This is a genomic window from Alteribacter salitolerans (genome assembly GCF_016901055.1).
Lineage (GTDB): Bacteria > Bacillota > Bacilli > Bacillales > Salisediminibacteriaceae > Alteribacter > Alteribacter keqinensis.
This window is the reverse complement of the sequence record NZ_JAFEUX010000007.1, coordinates 170664-197163: the sequence shown is the minus strand read 5'-3', so window position 1 is coordinate 197163 and position 26500 is coordinate 170664. Positions and strand designations below refer to the sequence as shown.

Genomic DNA, 26500 nt, shown 5'->3' with positions numbered 1-26500 from the left:
TTCAGTGCCTATTATTTCAGTGGCAATGGCTCCACTCGGTTGCGCGCCTGTTACGAGAAACCCATTCATAACAGGCTTTTAAAAATGCAACCGTTCCGCACATTGCTCAGAATGCACTGGAAAAGTTAAAGACCGAACTTTTTCAGTGCCTTCTACGATGCTTCTTCTTCAGAAAGCCTGGCTTCACACTTCACAATTGTAATGTTTAATTCTTTCGTCAGATCCACCTCATAAGGGAAAACAACCCTTCCTGCCTCTTGTAAAATTCGGATGACCGGCCTGGCATTCATGTTTTTATTCTGCTTGGATACAACACCTTGCCTGCCGTCATTCAACACCACTTCAAGACCGACCGGGTAGATAGCCACAGTTTTTGCAAAAACCTCAACCATTTTTTTATCAAACAGGTTGTCCGCTCCCGCATAAAGAAGCTCAAGACCTTCGTGTGGAAGCCTCGCTTTTCTGTATATACGGTTAGAGGTAACGGCATCAAATACGTCGGCGATTCCGATGATTTTTCCGTAAAGATGAATCTCATCTCCACCGATTCCCCGTGGATATCCCGAACCATTCAGGCGCTCGTGATGCTGGTATGCACAGTGGGCTGATAACAAAGGAATTGTATGGGTTTTTCTCAGCAGTTCATAGCCTGCTGTTGTATGCTCTTTGATGACCGCAAACTCTTCATCCGTGAGGGCATTCTTTTTATGTAACACTTCGGTAGGTACGGCCATTTTCCCGATATCGTGGAGTAGAGAGCCAAGTCCGAGATCCTTAAGCTGACCCTCATTAAGCCCGAGGCGTTCCCCCAGGGCAAGGGCATAGACAGTGACATTCAATGAATGGTGAAAAATATAGGAATCATAGCAATACGCACTCGATAAAAGGGAAATCGCTTCTTTATGCTTCCTCACATCATGCAGAATGTTTGAGACAATGCCGCCAAACGAACGGCTGACTTTGTCGACCTCAAAAGATTTTTTCAAAACTTCAGGAGCTGTAACGGCCTGAAAGGATTTCTTAATCGTATTAATGGACGAATGCCTCGTCTGCTCGGTAATGACTTCTTCAAAGTATATATCACTTGTAACGTCATCATCAACGTAGGCAAACGTAATCCCCTTTGCCTTTAACCGGCTGATCATGGCATTGGACAGTGGTATGCCGGCCTGCACGAGGACTTGGCCATTTTCATTGTAAATCGCCTTTGCAAGACGATCATTTTGTTTTATAGAGTAAACTGCTCGTAGACGCATAATTGACCTGCCTTTGCTGAGAAATACGCTCTGATTTATGATGTCTCAATAGGTCAGCAATATAGCTTTATCCGCTGCTTTCCCGGCAAACGAAACCTTTACATACCGGCTTTCCAGCGGCTTAGCCCTTGCTTTAAAAGGTGTCCCAAACGATAAGACAACCTGGAGGGACACCTTCAACATCCTTCGGTTACTAAAAGAAAAGGATTCACATTAACCCTTTATTATACTTTCTCCACCATGCGAAGCAATGCCTCTTTTCCTGACATGCCTGCATGAATGCCTAGATACTCCGCTTCATAAGTAACAGATTCAAGGGGCGCGTTCAGCAGGTCATCGATCGTTCTTACACCTACTGCTCTTCCCGCTACAATCTTTCGTGCTGCAAGCTTTTCGTTCAACAGTGCCACGTCCAAAGCACCGCACATAATGTAGCCAACGTCATTGGTAACAGCCATGAAGTTCGTTTTCGGTAACTTCACAGTAACTGCAGTAAAAGGCTTACCATCTATAAACATCGGTTGCACATCAATCACATCACTCACCTCTTCCACTTCCGGCTATTCCTTCTGATTCAAACAAGTCACAGGCTAGTAACAGCTTATGAGTGAAAAAGAAAAAAGTGCTTGTTCAATGGCTCCGGGCCTTTAATCGAGGTGTATGTTCCTAAGGCTCCATGCCAGTACGTCCCTGAGGAACTCCGGCATATAATAGGTTTTCTCATTTACTGTGCTTATGGAAGGGTACAGGTATCCGAAGGTAAACATATCCACCGTTGCTACATTGTAATTAGCTGACCGGTCAAGAGGTTTTCCAAGGATACGGATGTCTTTCGGCTGCAGGGGTCCCTCCGGTGATTCCAAAACGTCAATCCCATCATACACCATCATACCAAGAATCTTTCCGCGGAAACCAAATCCTTTGACTTTTTTATAAATCTTCTCCTCTTTATGGGCCTCCCGGATGAACTCAAGGAGTCTCTCACCCGAGAGCTTCACTTTCGCCGGATTAATCGGGTGTGGACAAATACTGTGAAGGGTCCCCTTTGTGACGGGTCCCTTCTTCAGTCCTTCAAGAAGAATACCGGCATTCATCATCGCTACATCCGCCTCGCACCAGCGTCTGAGCCCGGTTACAAGGAGCTTGGACAGAGGTGTTTCCTTTTCCCAGCTCAGTTCCCAGTCTTCCGGCAGTGTCGTAACAACTTCACCTAAAACATCATCTGCACGCTTTTGAAGCTCAGTAAGAGCATCTTCTGTACCCTTATCTCTGCCTCCATGTGCGTGATCCACTTCAACTGTGTGGATATCTACCAGGGAAACCGAATGACTCGTTTCATCAAATGAGATCGTAATGTCCCCAAAGTGCGAGCCGGAACGTCCGCACTGATGAATCCAGGTCTCATTAATTTTTTCTCCGTCCAAAAGAAGGTGGTGGGTGTGGGACCCGAGAATCAGGTCAATCTCAGGATACTGCTTTGCCATCCGCTCATCATCGTGCAATCCCAGATGGGAAAGACAAACCAGCACATCTACCTGGTCCTTCAGCAAATTGACTTCTTCTTCAATTGCCTCAAACGGATCTTCAATCGACCATCCAAGAGCACTGTAGAACAGTTTGTAGGCAACCGTCACACCGAAAACACCAACCGTGACACCTTGCTTTGTTGTAAAGATCCGATGGGATTTTGCCCAGCCGGGCTTTTGCCCGTTTGCATCTTTCAGGTTTGCAACGAGCACATCAAATCCTGCATCGGCATAAAGAGCATCCAGTTGTTTTTTTGAAAAAGTCATTCCTTCATTATTGCCAATGGTGACTGCGTCATAACGGAGACGGTTGAGGAGTTCCACATTCCCTTTCCCTTCTAGCCCCTCCGTTATCGGATGAACCCGGTCGGCATGATCACCGATGTCGAAAAGCAGTACTTCTTCACCCTCCTCCTCAGCTTCATCTCTCAGTTCATTGATTTTTGAAACAACAGCAGGCCACTGACTCAGCTGGCTGTGTAAGTCATTTGTATGTAGAATCCTAAGTGTTTTTTTCTTCAAGATGTTCACCACCTATGCGTCACGCCCCTGTTATACCTTGATAAATAAGGCGGATACCGATAATAACCAACATAATACGCAGTAAATTGACAACCGTATCACTTGCCAGACGACGGTTAATCGCAGCTCCGATCATCCCGCCTGCCCATGCACCGGGAATTAAGGCTGCTGCATACAGCCAATCTACGTTTCCTAGTGAAATGTGCGAAATGGAGCTTACAATCGCAGATAAAAAGACGAGGAACATCGAAGTAGCTACGGCCATGTGAGCCGGAAATGCAAATAGCAGGATCATGGCCGGAACCATTAATGATCCTCCGCCAATTCCAAAGAGACCGGAACACATCCCCACAACAAAGGCGATAGCAATGCCTAACGCAGGATGATACCCGTATTCAACCGTATCACCGAGATTATTTTGGTACGTTCTGCGCACGCCGCCCTTTTTCGCAAGCTGGATCGGCTTCACATATTTTCTGACCATTAGAATAAACGATACGAGGATAATAAAGACCCCAAAAAAGATAAGGAACATGTTCACATTGATATCTTTATTTAACCAGACACCGAAAAGTGCCCCCGGTCCGCTTCCGATAAAAAAGATGAGTCCGCTCTTAATATCTACTTTTTTCTGTTTTACATAAGCAAGTGTAGAGGAAAGTCCTGTAAATATCATCACAAGAAGAGACGTTCCGACAGCCACCTGTGGAGTAATCCCTTCCAGAATCGTTGTATAGCCGCTCAAAACCATAAGAGCCGGGACAATAATAATCCCTCCGCCAAGACCCATAATACTTCCCAGGATCGCAGCGACCAAGCCTAAAAATAATAAAAGAATCCATTCCATAATCGTATATCTTCACTTTCTGCTGCCAGCCTGCAGCGCTTGATGTATACCTTCTATTATCAATCAAAAAGGTCAAGTTGTCGAGGTGCGAGGCCCTTGTAATCAAGGCCAAGTATATCAATCATTGTCTTTGCATTTCCTGCCGCATGGCCGCCGGAATTGTTATTAAAAAGAACATAAACATTCTTTGCAGACTGATATGCTTTCTTAACTTTACCTGCGAGATCCTCCAGTTCCTGTTGGTTGTATTCATATAAATAGCGGACGTCCCGCCACTCTTGTCCATTGGCCGGTTTATTCCACCCTGCTACATTACGCCCATGAAACCGAAAGAGAACATCATCATTCCCTGCAGTATCCAGAACAAAAGGAATCGACCTTGCCCCTGCCTGAGGTTCATCACAAATGCTGTGAATCCACTTTTCTTTTTCCATAAAAGAAAGGGTTTGTTCTTTGAATTCCGGTGCAAACCAGGATTGATGGCGAAACTCAAGAGCGCAGGGTACGTCATTTAAGTATTCCTTACAATAGCGTAAGTACTGGACATTCTCTTTTTTACATTCAAACCACGGTGGAAACTGGCAAAGGACCATTGCTAATTTCCCGCTCTTTTGAAGGGGATCAAGAGAAGTTAAAAAAGCATCGAACATTTCCTCGCGTGTGGAAAAGGGATTGCCGTCCCCACGCTGGTGACCTGTCAGCCCCTGGTAAGCCTTTACAACAAACGAAAACGAATCCGGTGTATCATAAGCCCACTTTTCCATGTTTCTTAGTGGCTGGACAGCGTAAAAGGTAGAATCAATTTCCACAGTTGGGAAATGACCTGCATAGACACTGAGCTTTTCCGAGCTTTTTGTTATACCTTCATATAAAGAGTCATGATCTCCCCAACCGGTAAGGCCTATTTTGATCATGTATTCCATACACCTCTTTCTTTACCAAGCCTCTTCTTGTGTTTTATCTTTTCAGTAGGCTGTTAACTATACGCATTTTTATTTTAGTACATATGCTGATGTGTGAATACCCTGTTTGCGTCACTTTAAAAACGAGAGTTATGAAATTGAGGGGAGAATGAACATATTGGAGCAACAACCCTTTTATACTTCAGAAACACGAATAATTCATGGAGGATATGATACCCGTCGTCCTAGACCGGGCGGATGGGGTGGCGGTGGCTGGGGCGGCGGGCCTCGGCCAGGCTGGGGCGGCTATGGTGCAATCGGATTCGGCGCACCATTCTTGGGCGGTTTGTTAGGAGGAGCATTAGGCAGCTCATTGGCGGGTCCAAGCTATTATTATCCTCAGCCTTTCGGTTATCCGTACTATGCGTCTGCTTATCCTTATTATTACTAGGGGGGTGACGGTTTAAACAGGTTCGTGCTCGGTTTAAACACGTTAGCAGCCGCTTTAAACAGGTTAGCAGCCGCTTTAAACAGGTTAGCACACCCTTTAAACAGGTTAGTCCTGCCTGCCCTGCATCCCCCTCCCATTTCCCGCTAAAAAAGAACCTGGAGACCAAAATCTCCAGGCTCTTTCTATATTCAACGAACTTATCCGATGGAACCTTCCATCTCGAACTTGATCAGGCGGTTCATTTCTACGGCATATTCCATTGGAAGTTCTTTTGTAAATGGCTCGATGAAGCCCATTACGATCATTTCTGTTGCTTCCTGCTCGGAAACACCACGGCTCATCAAGTAGAACAACTGCTCTTCAGACACTTTGGAAACTGTTGCTTCGTGCTCCAAAGTAATGTCGTTGTTTAGGATTTCATTGTATGGGATCGTATCGGAAGTGGACTCATTATCCATGATAAGCGTGTCACACTCGATTTTGGATTTAGATCCTTCAGATTTTCGTCCGAAGTGACAGATTCCACGGTACGTTACCTTACCACCCTGCTTGGAGATGGACTTGGAAACGATCGTAGATGAGCAGTCAGGTGCTAAATGGTGTACTTTCGCACCGGCATCCTGGTGCTGACCTTTACCTGCGATAGCAATGGAAAGGATGTTACCACGGGCACCGCGGCCTTTCATTACGACTGCAGGGTATTTCATCGTCAGCTTGGAACCAATGTTACCGTCAACCCATTCCATGTTGGCACCTTCTTCAGCAACGGCACGTTTTGTAACGAGGTTGAAGACGTTTGGCGCCCAGTTCTGGATTGTCGTGTAACGGCAGTAAGCGTTTTTCTTAACGATGATCTCAACAACCGCACTGTGTAGAGAGTTGGTTGTGTAAACAGGAGCTGTACAACCTTCTACATAGTGTACAGAGCTGTCTTCATCGGCAATGATAAGCGTACGCTCAAACTGACCCATGTTTTCAGAGTTAATACGGAAGTATGCCTGAAGCGGTGTATCCGTTTTAATTCCTTTTGGTACATAGATGAACGATCCACCGGACCATACCGCAGAGTTTAATGCCGCGAATTTGTTATCAGATGGAGGAATCGTTTTTCCGAAATGCTCACGGAAAATATCTTCGTTCTCTTTTAGCGCTGTATCGGTGTCTTTAAACACGATTCCCTGCTCAGTAAGCTCTTCTTTCATGTTGTGGTAAACAACTTCAGATTCATACTGGGCAGATACCCCAGCAAGATACTTTTGCTCTGCTTCAGGAATACCGAGTTTATCAAATGTGTTCTTGATTTCTTCCGGTACTTCATCCCAGGAGCGCTCAGACTTCTCAGACGGCTTTACGTAGTACGTAATTTCATCGAAGTTCAATTCGCTCAAGTCGCCGCCCCACTGAGGCATTGGCATTTTATAAAACTGCTCCAGTGATTTCAAACGGAAATCGAGCATCCATTGTGGCTCTTCTTTCATACGGGAAATTTCCTCGACGATTTCTTTTGTCAGTCCGCGTTTAGACCGAAAAATCGATACGTCCTTATCGGAAAAACCGTATTGATATTCACTGATTTCTGGCATTTTCTTTGCCATGTGAAAAACCTCCCTTGTGATTCTGGTAAAACCAAACCGCGCTTCCTTCATCCGACACTGTTTCCTTCAGTCATAAAGGGAAGCTTTCTTTAGACTTTAGGAGATGTTCCCTCTATTTTACACGATAATGCGTATCTTCTCCACCTATTGTGCTTAATGGGAGATGCCGGATCACGCCTGACCGTCTTCTTTAATTCCTTTTTCCATCGCCTTCCACGCGAGTGTTGCACACTTGATTCTCGCAGGGAACTTGGCAACCCCCTGCAGTGCTTCAATGTCACCAAGGTCGAAATCACCGTAATCTGCATCTTTACCGAGCATGATGTCAGAAAAGATTTCAGATAACTTTAAGGCGTCCTCGACAGGAAGACCTTTAACTGCCTGCGTCATCATTGATGCGGAAGACAGACTGATGGAGCACCCTTCACCAGTGAATTTTGCATCGGAGATTTTACCCTCTTCCACTTTCATCTGAAGCTGGATACGGTCACCGCAAGTCGGGTTGTTCATGTTTACGGTAAGAGAATCTCCGTCCAATTCGCCTCGGTTTCTCGGGTTTTTATAATGATCCATGATCACTTGTCGATACAACGTATCTAGCTGATTACCCAAAGACATTTCCGAAGTACTCCTTTGTTTTTGTTAATCCTTTAATAAACACGTCAACATCGTCTTTCGTGTTATATAAATAAAAGCTGGCACGAGCCGTTGCAGTAACATCAAGCCATTTCATAAGAGGCTGGGCACAGTGGTGACCGGCACGGACGGCAATGCCGTCCGCGTCAAGGACAGTGGCTACATCGTGAGGGTGAACATCATCACAGTTAAATGTTACAAGTCCTGTACGGTGCTTCGGTCCGTAAACCGTCACCCCGTCCATCTCCTCAAGGCGGCCCAATGCATACTGGGCGAGATCGTGTTCATGCTTCTCTATATTTTCAAGTCCGATGTCTTCCAGAAAGTCGATCGCTGCACCTAAGCCAATTGCTCCGGCAATAATCGGTGTGCCTCCTTCAAACTTCCAGGGAAGCTCTTTCCACGTTGACTCCTGAAGACCTACGAAGTCGATCATTTCACCACCGAATTCCACCGGTTCCATGTTCTCCAAAAGAGCTTTCTTTCCGTAAAGAACACCAATTCCGGTCGGTCCGCACATTTTATGAGCGGAGAATGCAAAGAAATCACAGTCGAGATCCTGCACATCCACTTTCATGTGAGGCGTGCTCTGGGCTCCGTCCACAAGCATAACGGCGCCGTGCTTGTGGGCAGCCTGGGCAATTTTCTTAACAGGATTAATCGCACCAAGCACGTTTGATACCTGCATAACCGCAACGATTTTCGTCCGGTCGGTAATCGTGTTCCCGAGCTTATCCATCGCGATGGTACCGTCGTCATTAAGTTCAAGATACTTAAGCGTCGCCCCGGTCGCTTTGGCAAGCTGCTGCCACGGGATAATGTTACTGTGGTGCTCCATCGGTGTAATGACAATTTCATCATCGGGACCGACGTTGGCACGTCCGTAACTTGATGCAACGAAGTTAATCGCTGTCGTTGTTCCCCGTGTGAACACAATCTCTTCAGTTGAGGAAGCACCGATAAAGTTACGTACTTTATCACGTGCTCCTTCGTATCCGTCCGTCGCTAACGTTCCAAGTGTGTGTACACCGCGGTGTACGTTGGAATTATAACGGCGGTAGTAGTCATCAAGCTTTTCTATTACCTGAACAGGCTTTTGTGAAGTAGCGGCACTGTCAAGGTAAACGAGTGGCTGACCATTGACTTCCTGGTCGAGAATCGGGAACTGTTTACGGACGTCTAAAACGTTCATTAGTATACTTTCCTTTCGATTACCTCGATCAGCTGTTCTTTTACAGATTCAATTGGAATCTCATTAACAACCGGTCCAAGGAAACCGTGGATGATTAAGCGCTCTGCTTCCTTACGGGAAATTCCGCGGCTCATCAGATAGAACATCTGCAGAGGATCGATCTTACCTACAGAAGCTGCGTGGCCTGCTGTTACGTCATCCTCATCGATAAGAAGGATCGGGTTTGCGTCACCACGTGCTTTATCACTAAGCATAAGAACACGCTCAGTCTGTTCTCCGTTTGATTTCGTCGCACCTTTTTCGATCTTGGAAATTCCATTGAAGATCGAGCTTGCAGAATCTTTCATTACTGCGTGCTTAAGAATCTGACCATCGGAATTTTTACCATAGTGCTTGATCAATGTTGTGAAGTTCTGGGACTGCTTTCCGCGGCCGATGGAGACGGTCTTCGTATCTGCATAAGAACCTTCACCAACGAGGAATGTTGTGTTGTCGGAAACTGTATTCCCATCGTTCATTTGTCCAAGGGACCAGTATACTTTAGCGTCACGGCCGGTTACCTGGGCACGGCGGTTAACGTACGTTGTTACTTCTTCACCGAAGTTATCCACAGCACCGAAGTTCACTGTAGCGCCGTCCGCAGCATAAACCTCTGCCACGATGTTTGCTACTGTTTCTGAAGAGTTTTCGGAAGCGTAGTTTTCAATGTACGTAACAGAGCTGTTGGCTTCAGCTACGATCAGTACGTGATTAAAGAGACCTGCAGCCCCCTTTTGCACGTAAATCGCCTGAAGAGGGACTTTTACTTCTACGTTTTTCGGAACATAAATGAATGTTCCGCCGTTAAGAAGAGCAGCGTGAAGGGCAGTCAGACGGTTTTCATCCGCTGTTACAGCTTCACTCATGAAGTACTTCTCTACAAGATCACTGTGCTCCTGAACTGCAGTGTGGATATCGGTAAAGATAACACCCTGCTTTGCAAGATCATCCTGGGTACGGGCAAAAACCGTTCCACCGTTTTCCTGTACGAGAATTGTGTTGGCATTTTCTTCTTTACCTACAAGTTCTCTAACCTTTTCAGAAAGGGCGTCGTAGTTTGTATCTGCAGAAACTGCTTTCTCATGCTCAAATGATGAGAAATTCCACTTCGTAATGTTTGTTTTATCAGGTTTTGGCAGGTCGATTGCCTCTGCTCGCTCTAAAGACGATACACGCAAGTTAGTCAGCCATTCCGGCTCTTGGCGGTCTTTAGAGAAGTTCGTCACGTATTCCTGATCAAATGGTAGCTTTGTATCCACTGACATTTTGTTTCCTCCTCCTTAAAAAACCGCTCTTATTATTCGCCTACAGTCTCGTCTTCGATACCAAGTTCTTCTTTAATCCAGTCATAACCTTCAGCTTCAAGGCGCTCAGCAAGCTCAGGGCCACCGGATTTTACAATGCGTCCCTGCATCATTACGTGTACTTTGTCAGGCGTAATGTAGTTAAGAAGACGCTGATAGTGAGTGATGATTAAGCACCCAAAGTCTTCATTGCGCATATCGTTAATCCCTTCGGCTACAACTTTAAGGGCATCGATATCAAGACCTGAGTCAATCTCGTCAAGGATCGCAATCTTAGGCTCAAGCATCAATAACTGAAGAATTTCGTTACGCTTTTTCTCACCGCCGGAGAAACCTTCGTTCAGGTAACGGTGCTGAAAAGCCTGGTCCATATCAAGTGTATTCATTTTGTCATCCATTTTACGGATGAACTTCATTAGAGAGATTTCGTCGCCTTCTTCACGTTTCGCATTAATAGCGGAACGGATGAAGTCTGCGTTTGTCACGCCGCTGATTTCTGAAGGGTATTGCATAGCGAGGAACAAGCCGGCACGAGCACGCTCATCTACTTCCATGTCAAGCAGGTCTTCGCCGTTGAATGTTGCTTTACCGCTTGTTACTTCATATTTAGGATGCCCCATTAAAGCAGATGCAAGCGTTGATTTACCAGTACCGTTTGGTCCCATGATGGCATGGATTTCGCCGCCGTTCACTTCGATTCCGAAGCCTTTAAGAATTTCTTTTTCTTCAATGGAAACATGAAGATCTTCAACTTTTAAATTTGGTGCTGTCATTTGTTCTAACCTCCATTTATTTTTTTCACGGCACAGAAGCCGCGAACAATTTGGCTTGCTTAATAAGAATGATGCACGTTACCCATTCTCACTTTATTCTCATTACAATATTATATCATATGAAAGGTGAGTTCAAGGGAAAACGACACCCTGTTACCTATTCAAACATATTTTGTAACCATTCTTCAAACCCATTTCCAACTCTATGTATTATTCCGAGGATATGAAAGTTCATTCAAACTATGCCAGGCTTGATATATCAACGTTTTCACATTATAGAAACAGTCTGGGGACTTTCGATGGTTAATTCTCACTAAATCCTGACTAATTGAGAATGAACATCATTCTTAATCCATTTCTTTATCCTTCAATACGGTGCTCCAGAAACCAAAAATAGCGACTCCGATCAGCCCCATAATTAAGGCTCTCATGAACATGGCAGATAAGCTGTATTCATATTGAAAAAACGTATTTGCAATGACAACGGCAATAAAAATCGTGATCAGCGAATACCAGAACACTTTCTTCTCCCGTGTGGTCCTTTGTTTTTTCTCCATGTCTTCATTCTCCTTTTAATTATTAGTGTTGTTAAGCATTGGCGTGGACTGTAAAGCTCTCTTAAACTCAAGTGTATTTCCTTTCATTGCCCTTTCAGCGTTTCATTAAGAAAAGACCAGTATGCGGGGACATACTGATCTTCAAGGCAGGTTCATGGATATTTATGATCACCCTATCTCTAGGTGTGCAATTGTCGTTGATGATCAGACACCAGCTTTATGCTAGCCTGATGGTCCAGATCTCTTGCTCTTTCCACTTTCATGCGGTTATCCAGATTGTTACTGTACTCCGCATAGCTCATTCCGTGTGACTGCTGCATTCCTTTTTCCATCTCGCTTGTGTGATTCAATTGAATCTGATGGATAATAAATCAACCCTTTCAAATTTTTTGGTCAAAAGATCTGACAAGATACATGTACCTTTTATGGATATAATGTAAACTTGTTTTTATGTGATCTTTTTAACATAGTGTCATTTTACCACGTGGGTTGAGTTACTCCAATTTCCCTGAGCATGGATCCAGGACCAAATTGACTGAAAATTCTATTCAGTGAGCACTGATCACATGATCTTCTAAAATAACCCCATTTTTCACCGAAAAGCACCCGATTCCTCCAGGTGCTTTCCATAAAATTAATGGGGCTGTATATCCAGCTCAGTCATACACTGCTCCACAAGAGTCACTGCCTGACTCATCGCTCCGCCACCGCCAAAGGCTCCGGTGACAGCTACCGCCTCAAGAATTTCCTGCTGTGAGCAACCTTGATCAAGACACCCTTTTGTATGATAAATAATGCAGTATTCATCCTGCGAATAAAGAGCAATACCAAGGGCAATCAGCTGCTTTTCCTTCTGGGTCAGCTCCCCTGCTTCAAAGCACGCTTCTGTAAAGGCATTGTATTTTCGTGCAATATCAGGCATCTGCTCTGTAAAATGCCCGAGACCTGCTTTGTAGTCATGAAGCGCCTGCTGAACTGAGGACATTTGCTGGTTATTATGCTGTTCCATTTTTCATCTCTCCTTATAGTCATTTCACACCTTTTAGTATGAGTTGAAGGAGTGGAATTTATGTTTTAATGAAAAAAGTGTTGTTGTTATTGCTCTGATTAATTCTGCCTTTCTTTAGGAGTTCCTCTTTACCCGCCAGCAGGGCGGTCATCCAATTTCGATGAGAGTCTACCATAAAAAATTAGGTATGGTGCTATAACCCTTCATTTCAATTTGCTTTGTTGAACGGAATACACTCCCTTCCCCGGACTCCCGTCGAGCCTCCAGCTACGCGGAGCCGCTGAAAAAGTCTTCCTTTTAAATAGTCTCAGAAAAGTTAGGTGTTGATCTACGGGCGGCTCTATCCTCAGCGCTGCGCGCTTGCGGGGTCTCCCCGGAACTCGCTTTTCCCGCAGGAGTGTCGCGCATTCGCTCCAATCAACACTTTTTTTATAACAACAATGACTTTTAGCACATCAAAAAATCAAAACCCCCTTTGCAATCAGTGCCCTAAAGTGGTGAATTATTATTGGACTTTGACTTTTTCAGTGGCCTCGCTTTGCCCCTGTGGGGTCTCGTCTGTCTCGCACTTCCGCAGGGAGCCTCGCGTATCCATTTAACTCCGCACGATGCGCTGTGATAATCAAATGAAAAGGATAACTTAGCCAAAAAAAACACACTCCTACTTTCATCCCAGTATCGATGTGAGGTCATTTATCATGAATTCTTTCCTTTTATCATGAATCCGCAGACATTTATCATGAACCCTGCCCCTGCCGCTGATATGTAAAATCCCAAAAAACGCCTCCCCATAAAAGGGAAGACGTTTTTTGCATATCAACTATTATTCACCTGCCGGTACTACGGCTCCATCATATTCTTCAAGGATGAAGTCGCGCACTTCTTCAGAGCGGAGAACTTCTACAAGCTTCTCAATCTCTTCATTGCCTTCATCTTCGCTTCGAATGGCAATGACGTTCACATAAGGGTTGTCCAGCTCGGAAGACTCCAGAGCAATTGCATCTTCATGTGGATCAAGATCTGCTTCGAGAGCATAGTTACCATTAATTAATACAGCATCACCTTCACCGTTGTTAAAGGCTTGCGGAAGAATAGCAGCCTCAAAGTCGGCTCTGAAGTTGAGGTCTCGAGGGTTTTCTTCGATATCGTCAAGAGTGGCATCAGTTCCGGCACCTTCACTTAATGTAATCAACCCTTCTTCCTCAAGCATGAGGAGGATACGGCCGTGGTCGGCAATGTTATCACTCATAAGAATTTCAGCACCATCAGGAAGCTCATCCAGGGAGCTGTAGTCCTGGGAATAGACACCGATCGGCTCAATGTGAATACCGCCGGCATTTACAAAATCATAATCATCGTTGGAGGCAATCTGGTCCTCAAGATACGGGACATGCTGGAAGTAGTTTGCATCAAGCTCACCGTTAGCAAGTGCACGGTTTGGCGTAACATAATCGTTAAACGTCTGAACCTCAAGGTTAATTCCTTCTTCAGCGAGAAGCGGTTCTGCAAATTCAAGGATCTGGGAGTGAGGAATGTTTGTTGCCCCGACTACAAGTGTATCTTCGTCATCTCCTCCGCCGCATGCTGTAAGAATTCCTGCTGTTAATGTGATGACACCAAGTCCTGCAATTGTTTTCTTCATCGTTTCATATCTCCTTTTTCATTCATTATCGTTTGTCTAGAACATACGTTAATCTGTCGCCAATAAACTGAACAATAAATACCAGTATGAGTACCGCAATCGTCGCCGCAATTGTCACATCGTCATTGTAGCGCTGAAAGCCTTCCCGGTATGCAAAATCACCGAGTCCGCCGGCTCCGATCACTCCTGCCATGGCCGTGTAGCTGATTAATGCAATGGCTGTAACGGTTATCCCCGACATTAAAGCCGGCATGGATTCTGGCAGCAGTACTTTAAAGATAATTTCACGGTTGTTCGCCCCCATCGCTTTCGAAGCTTCAATAACACCTTTGTCGATCTCACGAAGGCCGATTTCCACCATTCGTGCATAAAATGGCGCAGCCCCGAAAATCAGAGCCGGCAATGCAGCTGATGGTCCAAGCATCGTGCCGAGAATGGCGACCGTAACCGGAATGAGAAGAACAATTAATATAATGAAAGGAATCGAGCGAAATAAGTTGACAAATCCTGCAGTAATTCCGTTTATGACTTTGTTTTCCCACAGGTTGCCTTTGCTCGTTAAAAACAGGACCAGTCCGAGAGCAACCCCTATTATAAAGGTAAAGAATACGGAAATGACCGTCATATACAGTGTCTCAAGAGTAGCGTCCCACAGCCTGAGCCAGTTTACGTTTGGAAATAATGCTTCAACCACCGTGGATCACCTCCACTTCAACTTTTTCCTTTTTAATGTGAGCAATCACGCTTTCCAGCTCACTCTTTTCTCCTTCAATCCCGACGAACAATGACCCGTAAGCGCCATTCTGGGTGGAAGAAATCTTCCCTTGAAGAATGTTTATCGTCACATCGTAGGTTCTGATCAGATCAGTGATCAGATGTTTCGTTACATCATTGCCTACAAACGTAAGCTGCAGCACCTGACCAATGCCCTCTTCACCAAAGAGATGCTCAAGGGATTTCTCTGTTTCTTCAGGTTCTGTTACCTGCTTCACAAACTCTTTCGTCATTTCTTCTTTCGGCTGCTTGAACACATCCAGGACATTTCCCTGTTCAACCACTTTTCCTTCTTCCATCACAGCTACACGGTGACAGATCTTCCTGATAACGTGCATTTCGTGTGTAATGAGCACAATTGTAAGACCGAGCTTTTGATTAATATCAACGAGAAGATCAAGAATGGAATCTGTCGTTTTCGGATCAAGCGCCGATGTGGCTTCGTCACACAAAAGAACTTCCGGGTTGTTTGCCAGTGCCCGGGCGATGCCTACACGCTGCTTTTGCCCGCCGCTCAGCTGTGAAGGGTACGATCCGCCTCTGCCTTCGAGACCCACAAGCTTGATGAGCTCTTCCACTCTCTTCTTTCTTTTTTCCTTAGGTACTCCGGCAATCTCAAGGGGAAAAGAAATATTGTCCCGCACAGTCCGGCTCCACAGCAAATTGAAATGCTGAAAAATCATTCCGATTCCCTGCCGGGCAAAACGCAGTTCATTTTTTGACAAAGAACCCATGTCCTTGTCATTGAGCGTTACGTTTCCGGAAGTCGGCCTCTCGAGCATGTTTAACATTCGGATCAATGTGCTTTTCCCGGCGCCACTGTATCCGATCACACCAAAGATTTCACCTTTTTCGATGGTAAGATCGACATTATCTACAGCCGTAACCTGGCCGTCTTTTGTCTGAAATAGTTTTTGAATCTGTTTTAATTCAATCATCTGCTCCAACCTCCAATAGCAAGAGGACTCTTAAACTGAGTACCAGTTCATATGCTCTCTTAGTATGCAGTGTCTGATATGAGAGTAAACAAAAAACCTCTCTGCTGAAAAATGAGCAGAAAGGTTTGCAATCTAAAGAACCTCTCTCTCATCTCTCAAAGCATCAACACCTGCTTTGTAGGAATTGGCACCTTCCAATCACACGGATCAGCGGTTGCCGGGTTTCATCGGGCCTGTCCCTCCACCTCTCTTGATAAGAGAATCTATAAAATTGTTTTATTGCTTTACTGTAGCACTGAGTTGAATATTAGCATGGGGAAAATAACGTGTCAACTGTTATCTCTTAATCTTAAATCTTTGCTTAAATACCAGAGTGATTCAAGAAGCAGCAGGTCCCGGAGACGTCCGGTTGCTGACAGGTCGCCTCTTTTTTTCAGGTTCAAAAGGAAGTCATCGCCGTTAAACAACGTCTTCATGGCTTCACGGTCACCATGAATCGTTACGTGGCTTGTTTCATTATCATATTGTGAGATCGAGATGGTATTTCCGGTCAGCGATAACAACCAGCTTTCCTCATTGCAAATAAGACAGACGTCGAGAATCGTTTCGTCCAGCAAACCTAACAGGTTATCTGTCTTCCTCATTCGTTTGATCGATGAAGTGAGCAGCTTTTTCACGGACACACACCGCCTCATTTTTACTTTCTGTTTGTCACTATTCGTGATGATAAGACTGTTATCCTGTCATGGATTGCTGATTTATTTTATTTCCTATCGGCTTTCGGAAGACAAAGAAGAAATATGCAGTACCGATAATGTAAAGCACACTCGTTATGGAAAAGACAATTGCATATCCCGAATATGCTCCGTATACCATGACAAGGGTTGTGGACACAGGACCCATCACTGCCCACCCTAACTGGAACACCGCCTGACCTACAGAGTTTGCCAGCCCTTTAATTGAGTCATCAACGCTTCTCATCATTAACGACATCTGTATCGGGTTACCTGCATTCATCAGTGCCTGGCGGAAAAGAAAGCCGAATACAGCAAACCACAGATTCTCAGTAAATGCTGTTATTAAAAGAAATGGAATCGATGCAAGCTGCAGGATGACCACAGCCATCACTTCCCCGTATTTTCGTACAACAGCCGGACCAATCATCATAGCAACCGCCGTCATGAGCTGCCCCATTGACAGGATCAGCCCGACCAGCGAATGGGAAATGTCAAACCGGTCTACAAAATAAAGGTTCAGGTACGGAATAACAAGACCCGAACCAAACCCGATAATCATCTGGGCAACGGCAAAAAGCAGAATGATTTTTACCCCGTGTTTATGAGTCGTGAACAATTTTTTGAATGAGCGTTGCTGATCGTTACGTGAAAAAAGCTTTCGTTCTTCATTAATCTTAAAAATCGGCAGCAGTGCAGCCAAGAAAAATACCGCTCCCACAAGAAGGGTAATACGAATGCTCCAAAGAGCGCTTAAACCTATTAGATGAGTCAGAAAATCACTAAGGGTTCCGCCGAGGAGATTTCCGACTACGTTGGCAAGCATGATAATGGCAAAATTAAAGCTGAACAAGTGAACCCGTTGTTTTTCCGTAGAATTCTCAGCAAGCAGAGGAATGGAGGATACCTGGATAAAGGACATAAACATCCCGGTCATAAAAGCCGCAGCCAGGAGCATATCTTCCAGGGATAAAACCGACCTTAAAAACAAACTTAATGCCGCAAACACAGCACCGATGACAATGATTCTCTTCCTGCCATAACGGTCACTGAGAAGACCGGCCGGCAGAAGAAGGAGCGCAGTTGCCATCGACTGCATCGCAATAACCCGGCCGTTTACTGAATCATCAAAGCCGAGCTCTCTTATGTAATAGTTATAAATGATGAGGAAGATCCCCATCCCTATGTTAGCCAATGCCGATGCGAGCAGAAAATAGCGTACATTCCGATTGTACACTTTAAACTGATCCATCCACTCTCCTACAAATCGTCCCACAAAAGCCACTCTCCGTTCTCCACCAATACTTCGCGTCCCTAAATACTAATATAATCATAGTGGAAACCTGTGACTATGGGAAGAGATTTTTTTGATTTTGGCCTTATGTAGGGATTGGGGAAAATAATCACTATATTTCGGAAAATTAATTCGGATTAAGGGAAATAATTATTACATTAAGGAAAAATCAATGGGCAGCTCTTAACTTCACGCGGAGCGGTAAGGGTAAATGTTGAATAATCGTGGCTATGTGTTAAATGCTCGTTACTAAACGTAAAATAATCGTTGCTAAGTGTTAAATGCTCACTGCTAAACGTTAAATGCTCACTGAGAACTGTAGAATTAATTTATGTAACCGTTAAATAGCAGCAATTCATTAAAAGATAAAAACACTGAGCGGCTCAGCCGCTCAGTGCTTTCCTAACATGAATATTTCCGTCAGCACCAGCCCATGTCACAGCCATCCACGTAGGACTGAGGCTGTTCTAACCGCTCTGCCTCTGGCTCACTCTTTGCCTTTAAAGAATCTGCTGCTGCAAACTCTTCAGCAAATTCATACTGCTGATTCTCATCATTCAGTCTCACTCGCCCGACTTTCTGCTGATCCAGATAAAAGGTGATGTACCCTTCATCATCGACCTGGGCACTTACCCTGTCGGAAACGTCCGTGTGGGAGCGCTCCTGGTTAAAGGTTGCATTATCTTTTTGTACATTGCTGACCTGGATTTCTTTTTCACCTGATTCGGTTGGGTTCATTGTTTTTGCCACCTTTCATAAGGCATTTATGAAATAGGATGGCTTTATAGAACCTTTTTTATAAGCAGAACTTTCATCAGGCCAAGGAATTACAATTTATATAATGGCTATTTTCGTATAAATTATTGGTTATTCACCCTTCCTTTGCAGTGAAGAAAATGAAGCCTACTTGCTTTTGATTTCCGCGGCGGTGCCGGCAAGCCTCCTCAATCTAAAACTCCGCGGGGTCTTGCCTGGCCAACACCGCACTTATCCGAAAACAGACACCCCTGCTAATTTATTTACACCATGGAGCATGAATGCTGAGTTACCCTTTTCTTCTGATTTTCACAGCGTATCATGCGAAGTTGAACGGAATATACGACACTCCTGCGAGAGAAGAAAGTTCCGGGGAGAACCCCGCAAGTGCAAAGCGCTGAGGATCGAGCCGCCAGCGAAAAGGGCAATGAGCGTAAATCAACACCTGGCTTCACTGAGCCTGTTTTAGAGAAAATGGACTTTTTCAGTAGTCTCGGCGCCAGTCCGGAAAAAGGGAGCGTATTCCGTTCAACACAGCTTAGAACATGAATATCCACAAAATTGTATTTTCAGGGTGGACATATAGAAAAAACCATCCCGTAAATAAAATGGGATGGCCCTTTTAATTGTTCTATTCTTCGCTGATCATTTCTTCGTATTGCTCTGCTGTCATAAGCTTGTCTTTTTCTGAAGCATCAGATGGTTCCACGACGATCATCCATGCTTTTTCGTATGGAGATTCGTTTACAAACTCAGGAGAGTCGTCGAGTTCTTCATTTACTTCCACTACCTTACCGCTTACAGGAGCGTAAAGCTCAGAAACCGTTTTTACAGATTCAACGCTTCCGAATGGCTCGTCAGCTTCTACTTCGTCGCCTACTTCAGGTAACTCAACGAATACGATATCACCAAGCTCCGATTGTGCGAAGTCAGTAATACCGATGCGAACTTTGTCTCCTTCGTCTTTTACCCACTCGTGCTCTTCTGAATACTTAAATTCCTTTGGTAAACTCATGTGTGCTTCCCTCCAAGTTTAAGTTGGCTGCTTATTTTACGGCACAGCATTCATTATGTACGTTTGTGCCACGTGTAAAACAATCTGATTTAACTATAGTATACTTTTCCACCTGTAAGCAAGGCTCACCCTTGCCCCCAGGCTTCTTCATATGACTCTTCTTTAAAACCGACTGTGACTTTTTTGCCGTCTGTGACAATCGGGCGCTTAATCAGCATACCGTCGGAAGCCAGAAGTTCAAGGAGTTCATCCTCGGAATCTGTTTTGATCCGGTCCTTTACACCAAGGTCACGGTATTTTTTACCGCTCGTGTTAAAAAACTTTTTCAGCTCAAGGCCACTCATCTCGTAAAGCTCTTTTAACTGCTTTTTTGATGGTGGGTTTTCCACAATATGCACAGATTCAAACGCAACATTGTTTTCTTCAAGCCATTTCTTTGCATTGCGGCACGTTCCGCACTTCGGATACTGATAAAAAGTTACACTCAACGTTTTCCCCTCCTTTTTCAAAGGTGCCTTCCCTCATTATTATGAAGGGTTTTAATTAATTTTAAAAGGCAAAAGACGTCCGTACATAGTTTCGCTTCTGCCTCGTGTGAATCCTTCTTAGTCAGCCTCTTTTTTTCGATAAGACTTGGTTTTTTCTGCAGCCGGTCCCCACGCCTCCTGAATCGCGTCCGCGGAACCACTGCTGCGAGGAGATAACTCCTGTGAAAACTCCTCTGTTCCCTGCAGATCTCCATCATACATAAATTCATTTTTCGGTCTTTTCATCGTCTTTTCCTCCTTATTTCTTTTAACCCTTTTAGTATTGGCAGAATGAAAAAGGAGGTTTCCAGAAATAAAAGTAAAGAGCTCCATATTAAGGAGCTCTTCACAATAAGAGAGGAGAATGTCCTTCCTTTAGAAAGGAGGATTATTATAATTTCGGGGCATGGGGAAATGCCCCAAATTCGATAACAGATTTTTTTCCGTTCAAAACATTCTTTACCCGAAAATGTTTTTTACAGGACGTAACGTTCAGCTTCAATGATCGGTGCCGCGATTTCACGCTTTTTCGCTACAACGTTCACTGGGGTGTGACGCGTAAGCTTTTTGAGGATCGCAAGCATTGTACGGGCACTGTCACCTTCTTCGAGTGCTACAAGTGACTCTTTTGCTACTGCTTCAATACGGTTGATCGCTTCCTGAGTGAATACCTCAGTAAGAAGGACTTTATGCTTAGCTTTCTCAAGACCGTCTTTTCCGATCGCTTTTTCTGTACGAAGGATACAAGATTCGATTGAGAAGATATCGGATACGATATCCGCGATGTTAGCAAGAATCTCTTGTTCTTTTTGAAGCTTCTCTCCGTATTTCTGAGCTGCCGTTCCTGCTACCATCATGAAGATTTTCTTAGCGTTCTCAAGAAGGTATTTTTCCTGCTCAAGAGCTTCGTCGCCTACTTCTTGCGGCATCATCATCATGAGCTCTTCTTGAAGGTTCGCAGCTTGCTCAAGAAGAGGAAGCTCGCCTTTCATTGCTTTACGCATGATGGTTGCCGGAACAAGCATACGGTTGATTTCGTTCGTTCCTTCAAAAATACGGTTGATTCGGGAGTTACGGTACATCGATTCCACTTCATATTCACTCATGAATCCATATCCACCGTGAATTTGAACCGCTTCGTCTACTACGAAATCCAACACTTCGGATCCGAAGATTTTGTTTAACGAACATTCAATCGCATACTCGGCAATTGCTTTTCCTACGGCATTGCCTTCTTTTTGCTCTTCTTCGCTCAATGCGTTGAACGCATCATCGATCAAGCCTCCAGTACGGTAGATGGAGCTCTCAGCCGCGTACGTTTTAGCTGCCATTTCAGCAAGCTTCTTTTGAATGAGGGTAAATTTTGAGATCGGAATCTTAAACTGCTTACGCTCATTTGCGTACTTGGCAGATACTTCAATCGCACGCTTCGCACCGCCTACACATCCTACTCCAAGTTTGTAACGGCCAACGTTTAAGATGTTAAAGGCAATTACGTGTCCTTTGCCGATCTCACCAAGCAAGTTTTCTTTAGGTACAAGAGCATCTTCCAGGATAAGGGTACGAGTTGACGAACCTTTAATCCCCATTTTCTTTTCTTCCGGTCCTACAGAAACCCCATCGTATTCACGCTCAACGATGAAAGCAGAGAACTTGTCACCATCGATTTTTGCGTAAACAACGAACACATCAGCAAAACCAGCGTTTGTAATCCACTGCTTTTCACCATTCAGTACATAGTGGGTTCCGGCATCGTTTAGTTTCGCTGTTGTTTTCGCACCAAGTGCATCTGATCCGGAGCTTGGCTCAGTTAGAGCATAAGCGGCAAGCTTTTCACCTGATGCAAGGTCTGGAAGGTATTTTTTCTTTTGGTCTTCAGACCCGAAGAACACGATCGGTAAAGATCCGATTCCAACGTGGGCTCCGTAAGATAGGGAGAAGGATCCTGCAAGGGCAAACTTCTCAGTAATTAAAGATGAGCTGATTTTATCAAGCCCGATTCCACCGTATTCTTCTGGAACATCGGCACCAAGAAGACCCAGCTCTCCTGCTTCTTTTAATAAGCGAACATTGATGTCAAACTGGTGTGCTTCCATTTTCTCAACTTCGGGTACTACTTTATTAACAACGAAGTCTTCCGTTGTTTTTGCAATCATCACGTGCTCGTCAGTAAAGTCTTCCGGTGTGAACATGCGGTCTGCTTCAATGCTTTCGAGCAAGAAGCCGCCGCCTTTTAACGTTTTATCCGCTGTTGCCATGTTCTTACCTCCCGTTATATTTAATTTTAATTAAGCTACTTATAAGCGGTTCTACTAAAAAGATTCCGGAAGCCTGCATGTCTTCGCTTTCCGCGGTGGTGCTGGCAAGCCTCCTCTCGCTGGTGCGATGCGGGGTCTTGCCTGGCCCCTACTACCGCAGGAGTCTCGGACATTCTGGCTTCCTAACCTTTTTTGATAACCTTCAGACATCTGAAAAAGAATGTTTATACTAGCTCAAACACTCCGGCTGCGCCCATTCCGCCGCCGATACACATGGTGACAACACCAAACTGCTCGCCGCGACGCTTCATTTCATGAATCAGACTGAGTGTAAGTTTTGTTCCTGAACATCCAAGCGGGTGACCAAGAGCAATGGCTCCACCATTTACATTCACCCGGTCATAATCAAGACCTAAGTGACGGATCACTTGAAGAGACTGGGAAGCGAAGGCTTCATTCAGTTCAAACAATCCGATATCAGACTGTTCCAGACCAGCAAGTTTAAGAGCTTTCGGGATCGCTTCAACGGGACCGATTCCCATTATTTCAGGTGCAACTCCGGCAACTGCGAAAGAGCGGAATTTCACCAGTGGTGTCAGTCCGTCTGCCTCAGCCATTTCACGGTCCATAACGAGTACAGACGCTGCTCCGTCACTCATTTGGGATGCATTTCCTGCTGTAACGGATCCGGTTGTGCTGAATGCGGGACGCAGTTTAGCAAGAGATTGAACAGTCGAATCAGGACGAACGCCCTCGTCTTGTTTAAATAAAACTTCCTTTTCCACAAGTTTGTGCTTCTCGTTGACGGAACGGAATGTTACAGGTACCGGTACAATTTCGTCTTCGAAATGTCCCTTTTCAATCGCGGCGGCCGCCCGTTTATGGCTTTCCACTGCAAAAGCGTCCTGATCTTCACGGCTGACTTCAAAACGCTTTGCTACTTCCTCCGCTGTGTGTCCCATGCCCATGTAGTATTCTGGTGCATTTTCTACAAGAGCAGGGTTTAAAGCAATTACGTGACCTCCCATCGGGATCAGGCTCATGGACTCCGCTCCGCCGGCAAGGACGGCACCGGAGTGGCCGAGCATGATTCTTTCAGCCCCGTAAGCAATACTTTGAAGACCTGAAGAGCAGTAGCGGTTGATCGTAATGGCCGGAACTGTATCAGGCAGACCTGCGAGACCTGCAATGTTTCTCGCCATGTTCATTCCTTGTTCCGCTTCTGGCATCGCACAGCCAAAAATGACATCGTCAATTTTTGAAGGATCGAATCCTTCTGCTCGTTTGAGCGTTTCTTTTACCGTAACAGCCCCTAAATCATCCGGTCTAACCTGGGCTAACGTTCCTCTTTTTGCTTTTCCTACAGGTGTTCGTGCACCTGAAACGATGACGGCTTCTCTCACAAATTGTCCCCTCCTTTTGCGTTCATTTAGTTACGTAATGGTTTTCCTTTTGTGAGCATATATTGCATACGCTGCTGCGTTTTCGGTTCAGCTACAAGGCTTAGGAATGCTTCTCTTTCCAGATCAAGCAGGTACTGCTCATCGACCTCCGTTCCTTTTGGCACACGGCCTCCTGCAAGAACGAAGGCAAGTTTCTCTGCAATTTTCAGATCGTGATCGCTGATATGGCTGCCAAAGTGAAGAGCTTTTGCTCCCTGAAGCATCGTTGCGTATCCTGTTTCCCCAACCACTTTAATCTTCTTCCGCTCCCGTGGCTGGTAGCCTGCATTTGCAAGGTAAAGAGCTTTTTGTTTCGCGTCGTGAATGAGGTGATCTCCATTCACACTGATACCGTCCTGCGGGCGGATGTAGCCGAGTTCTGCCGCTTCCTGGGCACTCGTACCGACTTTCGCCATGGCAATCTTCTCAAACACCTGATTGGCAACAGCCTGAAGATCAATTGACGACCCTTCCGGCAGACTTTCTACATGACGAAGATAAAGCTCCTTGTTTCCTCCACCTCCGGGGATGAGACCGACACCGACTTCAACAAGGCCCATATACGTTTCCTGTGCTGCCTGAATGCTTGAGGCCGGCATGGAAATCTCGGACCCTCCACCAAGAGTCATCCCGTGTGTACCAACAACAACCGGTTTGCCCGAATAGCGGATTTTCGCCATTGTCTGTTGGAACTGACGCACAACAAGGTCAATTTCCGGGTAGTTCATGTCCTGGGCTTCCATTAAAATCATCATTAAATTCGCCCCGACACAGAAGTTTTTCCCCTGGTTACTGATCACAAGCCCTTTGTAGTTTTTATCTACTTCATCGATGGACTTTGAAATCATCTGCATAACATCAAGACCGATGGAATTGTTTGGAGACGTAAACTCGAGATTTGCAATACCGTCACCAAGGTCAATTAGTGACGCACCGGCATTCTTCATAATGATGTTGCTTTCTTCTTTTTTAAGTGTTTTAAGGTTAATTACCTTAGGGTTGATTTCCGCTTTTACGTAATCCCCGTTATGGAAAAATTCGTTGTCTTCGCCGTAGAAGGATGACTTACCTGAGGAAAGCATCTCTTTTACCCAGGAAGGAACGGTGTCTCCCTCAGCTTCCATACGCTCAACGCTTTTTTCAACACCGATCGCATCCCACGTTTCAAACGGGCCAAGTTCCCATCCGAACCCCCACTTCATGGCGTCGTCAATGGCTTTTACATCATCTGCGATCTCATATGCTTTATCAGCCGAGTATAGGAGAACTGGCTTTAAAATGTTCCAGACAAGCTCGCCCGCCCGGTCATCTGCATAGACAAGCGCTTTCAATTTGGCTGCTTTTCCTTTTGCCTGCTTGCTTTGCTGAACAGAAGGCGCTTTCAATTTTTTCCGCTCAACATACTCCATTTTGTTGTAGTCAAGTTCAAGGATTTCGCTTCCTTTTTCACCTTTTTGTTTCAGGAAGAAGCCTTGACCTGATTTACTTCCGAGCCAACCTTTTTCAGCCATTTCTTTCATGAAGGCAGGCGGGTCAAAGACGTCTTTCTCGTCCCCTTCCACTTGATCGTAAACGTTCTTTGCCACGTGAAGGAATGTATCAAGACCAACTACATCCAAGGTTCTGAATGTGGCACTTTTCGGGCGTCCGATGGCAGGCCCTGTTACAGAGTCCACTTCCCCGACGGAATAGCCGCCTTTTGTCATTTCACGAACGGTAACAAGAAGTCCGTAGGTTCCGATACGGTTTGCGATAAAGTTTGGTGTATCCTTTGCTTCAACGACACCTTTACCGAGTACGTCTTCTCCAAAGGTTTTCATATATTCAAAGACTTCCGGTTTTGTTGCTTTCGTCGGAATAACTTCTAGAAGCTTAAGGTAACGCGGCGGGTTAAAGAAGTGCGTTCCCAGGAAGTGGGCCTTAAAATCATCAGAACGCCCATCAGCCATCGCTTCAATCGAAATACCCGAGGTGTTGGAGCTTACGATTGTCCCCGGTTTACGATATTTCTCAACATTTTCATAAACCTTCTTTTTAATATCAAGGTTTTCTACAACGACCTCAATAATCCAGTCAACTTCAGCCAGTTTCTCCATATCATCTTCCATATTCCCCGGGGTAATAAGGGAAGTATTTGACTTTTTGGCAAGAGGTGCCGGTTTCTGCTTTTTAAGTTTGGCGATCGCATCTGCTGCAAGGCGGTTACGAACAACCTTATCGTCTAATGTAAGTCCTTTTTTCTCTTCTGCTTCCGTCAGTTTCCTTGGCACAATGTCCAAAAGAAGTGATGGTATGCCGATGTTGGCCAAATGTGCTGCAATGCCGGAGCCCATTACTCCGGAGCCTAACACCGCTACTTTTCCGATTCTCCCAACCATGAAGGACCTCCTTATTTCATTTTGAATGAATACTCATTCATTTTTCTGCTAAAAAAATATCCGCGTCTTCATTCCGCGTCATTTTCCTCATTTACACTTTTAACTATATAAAATAATTCCCAATTACGCAACC

At 45.0% G+C, this 26500-nt stretch carries 25 protein-coding genes and 1 riboswitch; all 25 genes read right to left on the bottom strand.

All coding sequences use genetic code 11. The features are described from left to right. Positions 1–152 precede the first annotated feature (152 nt). The 25 genes from JSY36_RS14755 to JSY36_RS14640 all read right to left on the bottom strand — a co-directional run bounded on the left by JSY36_RS14755 (position 153) and on the right by JSY36_RS14640 (position 26367). The gene (locus JSY36_RS14755; protein ID WP_205166950.1) at positions 153–1256 is read right to left on the bottom strand and encodes an HD-GYP domain-containing protein; all 1104 of its coding nucleotides are present in this window, start codon (positions 1254–1256) and stop codon (positions 153–155) included. 224 nt (positions 1257–1480) lie between these two features. Then, complete coding sequence (locus JSY36_RS14750; protein ID WP_236784963.1) at positions 1481–1774, bottom strand: YunC family protein; 294 nt, start codon at positions 1772–1774, stop codon at positions 1481–1483. Positions 1775–1903: 129 nt separating this feature from the next. Continuing rightward, a complete protein-coding gene (locus tag JSY36_RS14745; protein ID WP_205166948.1) occupies positions 1904–3304 on the bottom strand; it encodes a bifunctional metallophosphatase/5'-nucleotidase in 1401 nt (466 codons plus the stop codon). 19 nt (positions 3305–3323) lie between these two features. Beyond that, a complete protein-coding gene (locus tag JSY36_RS14740) occupies positions 3324–4151 on the bottom strand; it encodes a sulfite exporter TauE/SafE family protein (protein WP_205166947.1) in 828 nt (275 codons plus the stop codon). Between the two features lie 59 nt (positions 4152–4210). Continuing rightward, on the bottom strand, positions 4211–5065 hold the full coding sequence (locus JSY36_RS14735) for a DUF72 domain-containing protein (RefSeq protein ID WP_205166946.1): 855 nt from the start codon (positions 5063–5065) through the stop codon (positions 4211–4213). A 636-nt stretch (positions 5066–5701) separates the two neighbouring features. Continuing rightward, positions 5702–7099: a Fe-S cluster assembly protein SufB gene (gene sufB / locus JSY36_RS14730; RefSeq protein ID WP_122898814.1), complete on the bottom strand. Its 1398-nt coding sequence runs from the start codon at positions 7097–7099 to the stop codon at positions 5702–5704. 171 nt (positions 7100–7270) lie between these two features. After that, a complete protein-coding gene (gene sufU / locus JSY36_RS14725) occupies positions 7271–7717 on the bottom strand; it encodes a Fe-S cluster assembly sulfur transfer protein SufU (protein ID WP_205166945.1) in 447 nt (148 codons plus the stop codon). Beyond that, entirely contained in the window at positions 7704–8927 is a 1224-nt protein-coding gene (locus JSY36_RS14720) for a cysteine desulfurase (protein WP_205166944.1), read from the bottom strand. Before JSY36_RS14720 ends, sufU begins: the two co-directional genes overlap by 14 nt. Beyond that, entirely contained in the window at positions 8927–10231 is a 1305-nt protein-coding gene (gene sufD, locus JSY36_RS14715) for a Fe-S cluster assembly protein SufD (protein ID WP_205166943.1), read from the bottom strand. The genes JSY36_RS14720 and sufD overlap by 1 nt, the downstream gene beginning before the upstream one ends. Positions 10232–10263: 32 nt before the next feature. Continuing rightward, positions 10264–11043 carry a Fe-S cluster assembly ATPase SufC gene (sufC, locus tag JSY36_RS14710; RefSeq protein WP_122898822.1) on the bottom strand — a complete coding sequence of 260 codons (780 nt, stop codon included), beginning with the start codon at positions 11041–11043 and terminating at the stop codon, positions 10264–10266. Between the two features lie 347 nt (positions 11044–11390). Continuing rightward, complete coding sequence (locus tag JSY36_RS14705) at positions 11391–11600, bottom strand: hypothetical protein (protein ID WP_205166942.1); 210 nt, start codon at positions 11598–11600, stop codon at positions 11391–11393. Between the two features lie 179 nt (positions 11601–11779). Further along, positions 11780–11920 (bottom strand): YuzK family famiily protein, encoded by a 141-nt coding sequence (locus JSY36_RS20955; RefSeq protein WP_473678737.1) that lies wholly within the window; start codon positions 11918–11920, stop codon positions 11780–11782. 314 nt (positions 11921–12234) lie between these two features. Then, a complete protein-coding gene (locus JSY36_RS14700) occupies positions 12235–12609 on the bottom strand; it encodes a carboxymuconolactone decarboxylase family protein (protein WP_122898826.1) in 375 nt (124 codons plus the stop codon). 823 nt (positions 12610–13432) lie between these two features. Next, positions 13433–14251: a MetQ/NlpA family ABC transporter substrate-binding protein gene (locus tag JSY36_RS14695; protein WP_205166941.1), complete on the bottom strand. Its 819-nt coding sequence runs from the start codon at positions 14249–14251 to the stop codon at positions 13433–13435. A 25-nt stretch (positions 14252–14276) separates the two neighbouring features. Further along, entirely contained in the window at positions 14277–14945 is a 669-nt protein-coding gene (locus JSY36_RS14690) for a methionine ABC transporter permease (RefSeq protein WP_122898834.1), read from the bottom strand. Further along, complete coding sequence (locus JSY36_RS14685) at positions 14938–15963, bottom strand: methionine ABC transporter ATP-binding protein (protein WP_205166940.1); 1026 nt, start codon at positions 15961–15963, stop codon at positions 14938–14940. The genes JSY36_RS14690 and JSY36_RS14685 overlap by 8 nt, the downstream gene beginning before the upstream one ends. 145 nt (positions 15964–16108) lie before the next feature. Further along, a riboswitch (SAM riboswitch) is annotated at positions 16109–16223 on the bottom strand. 69 nt (positions 16224–16292) lie between these two features. Further along, positions 16293–16640, bottom strand: a complete 348-nt coding sequence (locus tag JSY36_RS14680; protein WP_205166939.1) for a hypothetical protein — start codon at positions 16638–16640, stop codon at positions 16293–16295. Between the two features lie 58 nt (positions 16641–16698). Continuing rightward, on the bottom strand, positions 16699–17973 hold the full coding sequence (locus JSY36_RS14675; protein ID WP_249414114.1) for an MFS transporter: 1275 nt from the start codon (positions 17971–17973) through the stop codon (positions 16699–16701). A 438-nt stretch (positions 17974–18411) separates the two neighbouring features. Beyond that, positions 18412–18729, bottom strand: coding sequence for a DUF2553 family protein (locus JSY36_RS14670; protein WP_205166938.1), 318 nt, complete (start codon positions 18727–18729; stop codon positions 18412–18414). A gap of 649 nt (positions 18730–19378) precedes the next feature. Then, the gene (gcvH, locus tag JSY36_RS14665) at positions 19379–19762 is read right to left on the bottom strand and encodes a glycine cleavage system protein GcvH (protein WP_122898842.1); all 384 of its coding nucleotides are present in this window, start codon (positions 19760–19762) and stop codon (positions 19379–19381) included. 125 nt (positions 19763–19887) lie between these two features. Next, on the bottom strand, positions 19888–20250 hold the full coding sequence (locus tag JSY36_RS14660; RefSeq protein ID WP_122898844.1) for an arsenate reductase family protein: 363 nt from the start codon (positions 20248–20250) through the stop codon (positions 19888–19890). A 117-nt stretch (positions 20251–20367) separates the two neighbouring features. After that, positions 20368–20535 (bottom strand): hypothetical protein, encoded by a 168-nt coding sequence (locus tag JSY36_RS14655; protein ID WP_205166937.1) that lies wholly within the window; start codon positions 20533–20535, stop codon positions 20368–20370. A 230-nt stretch (positions 20536–20765) separates the two neighbouring features. Then, positions 20766–22547: an acyl-CoA dehydrogenase family protein gene (locus JSY36_RS14650; protein ID WP_205166936.1), complete on the bottom strand. Its 1782-nt coding sequence runs from the start codon at positions 22545–22547 to the stop codon at positions 20766–20768. Between the two features lie 224 nt (positions 22548–22771). After that, positions 22772–23950 (bottom strand): acetyl-CoA C-acetyltransferase, encoded by a 1179-nt coding sequence (locus tag JSY36_RS14645; protein WP_205166935.1) that lies wholly within the window; start codon positions 23948–23950, stop codon positions 22772–22774. A 26-nt stretch (positions 23951–23976) separates the two neighbouring features. Continuing rightward, the gene (locus tag JSY36_RS14640) at positions 23977–26367 is read right to left on the bottom strand and encodes a 3-hydroxyacyl-CoA dehydrogenase/enoyl-CoA hydratase family protein (protein ID WP_205166934.1); all 2391 of its coding nucleotides are present in this window, start codon (positions 26365–26367) and stop codon (positions 23977–23979) included. Between the last annotated feature and the right edge of the window lie 133 nt (positions 26368–26500).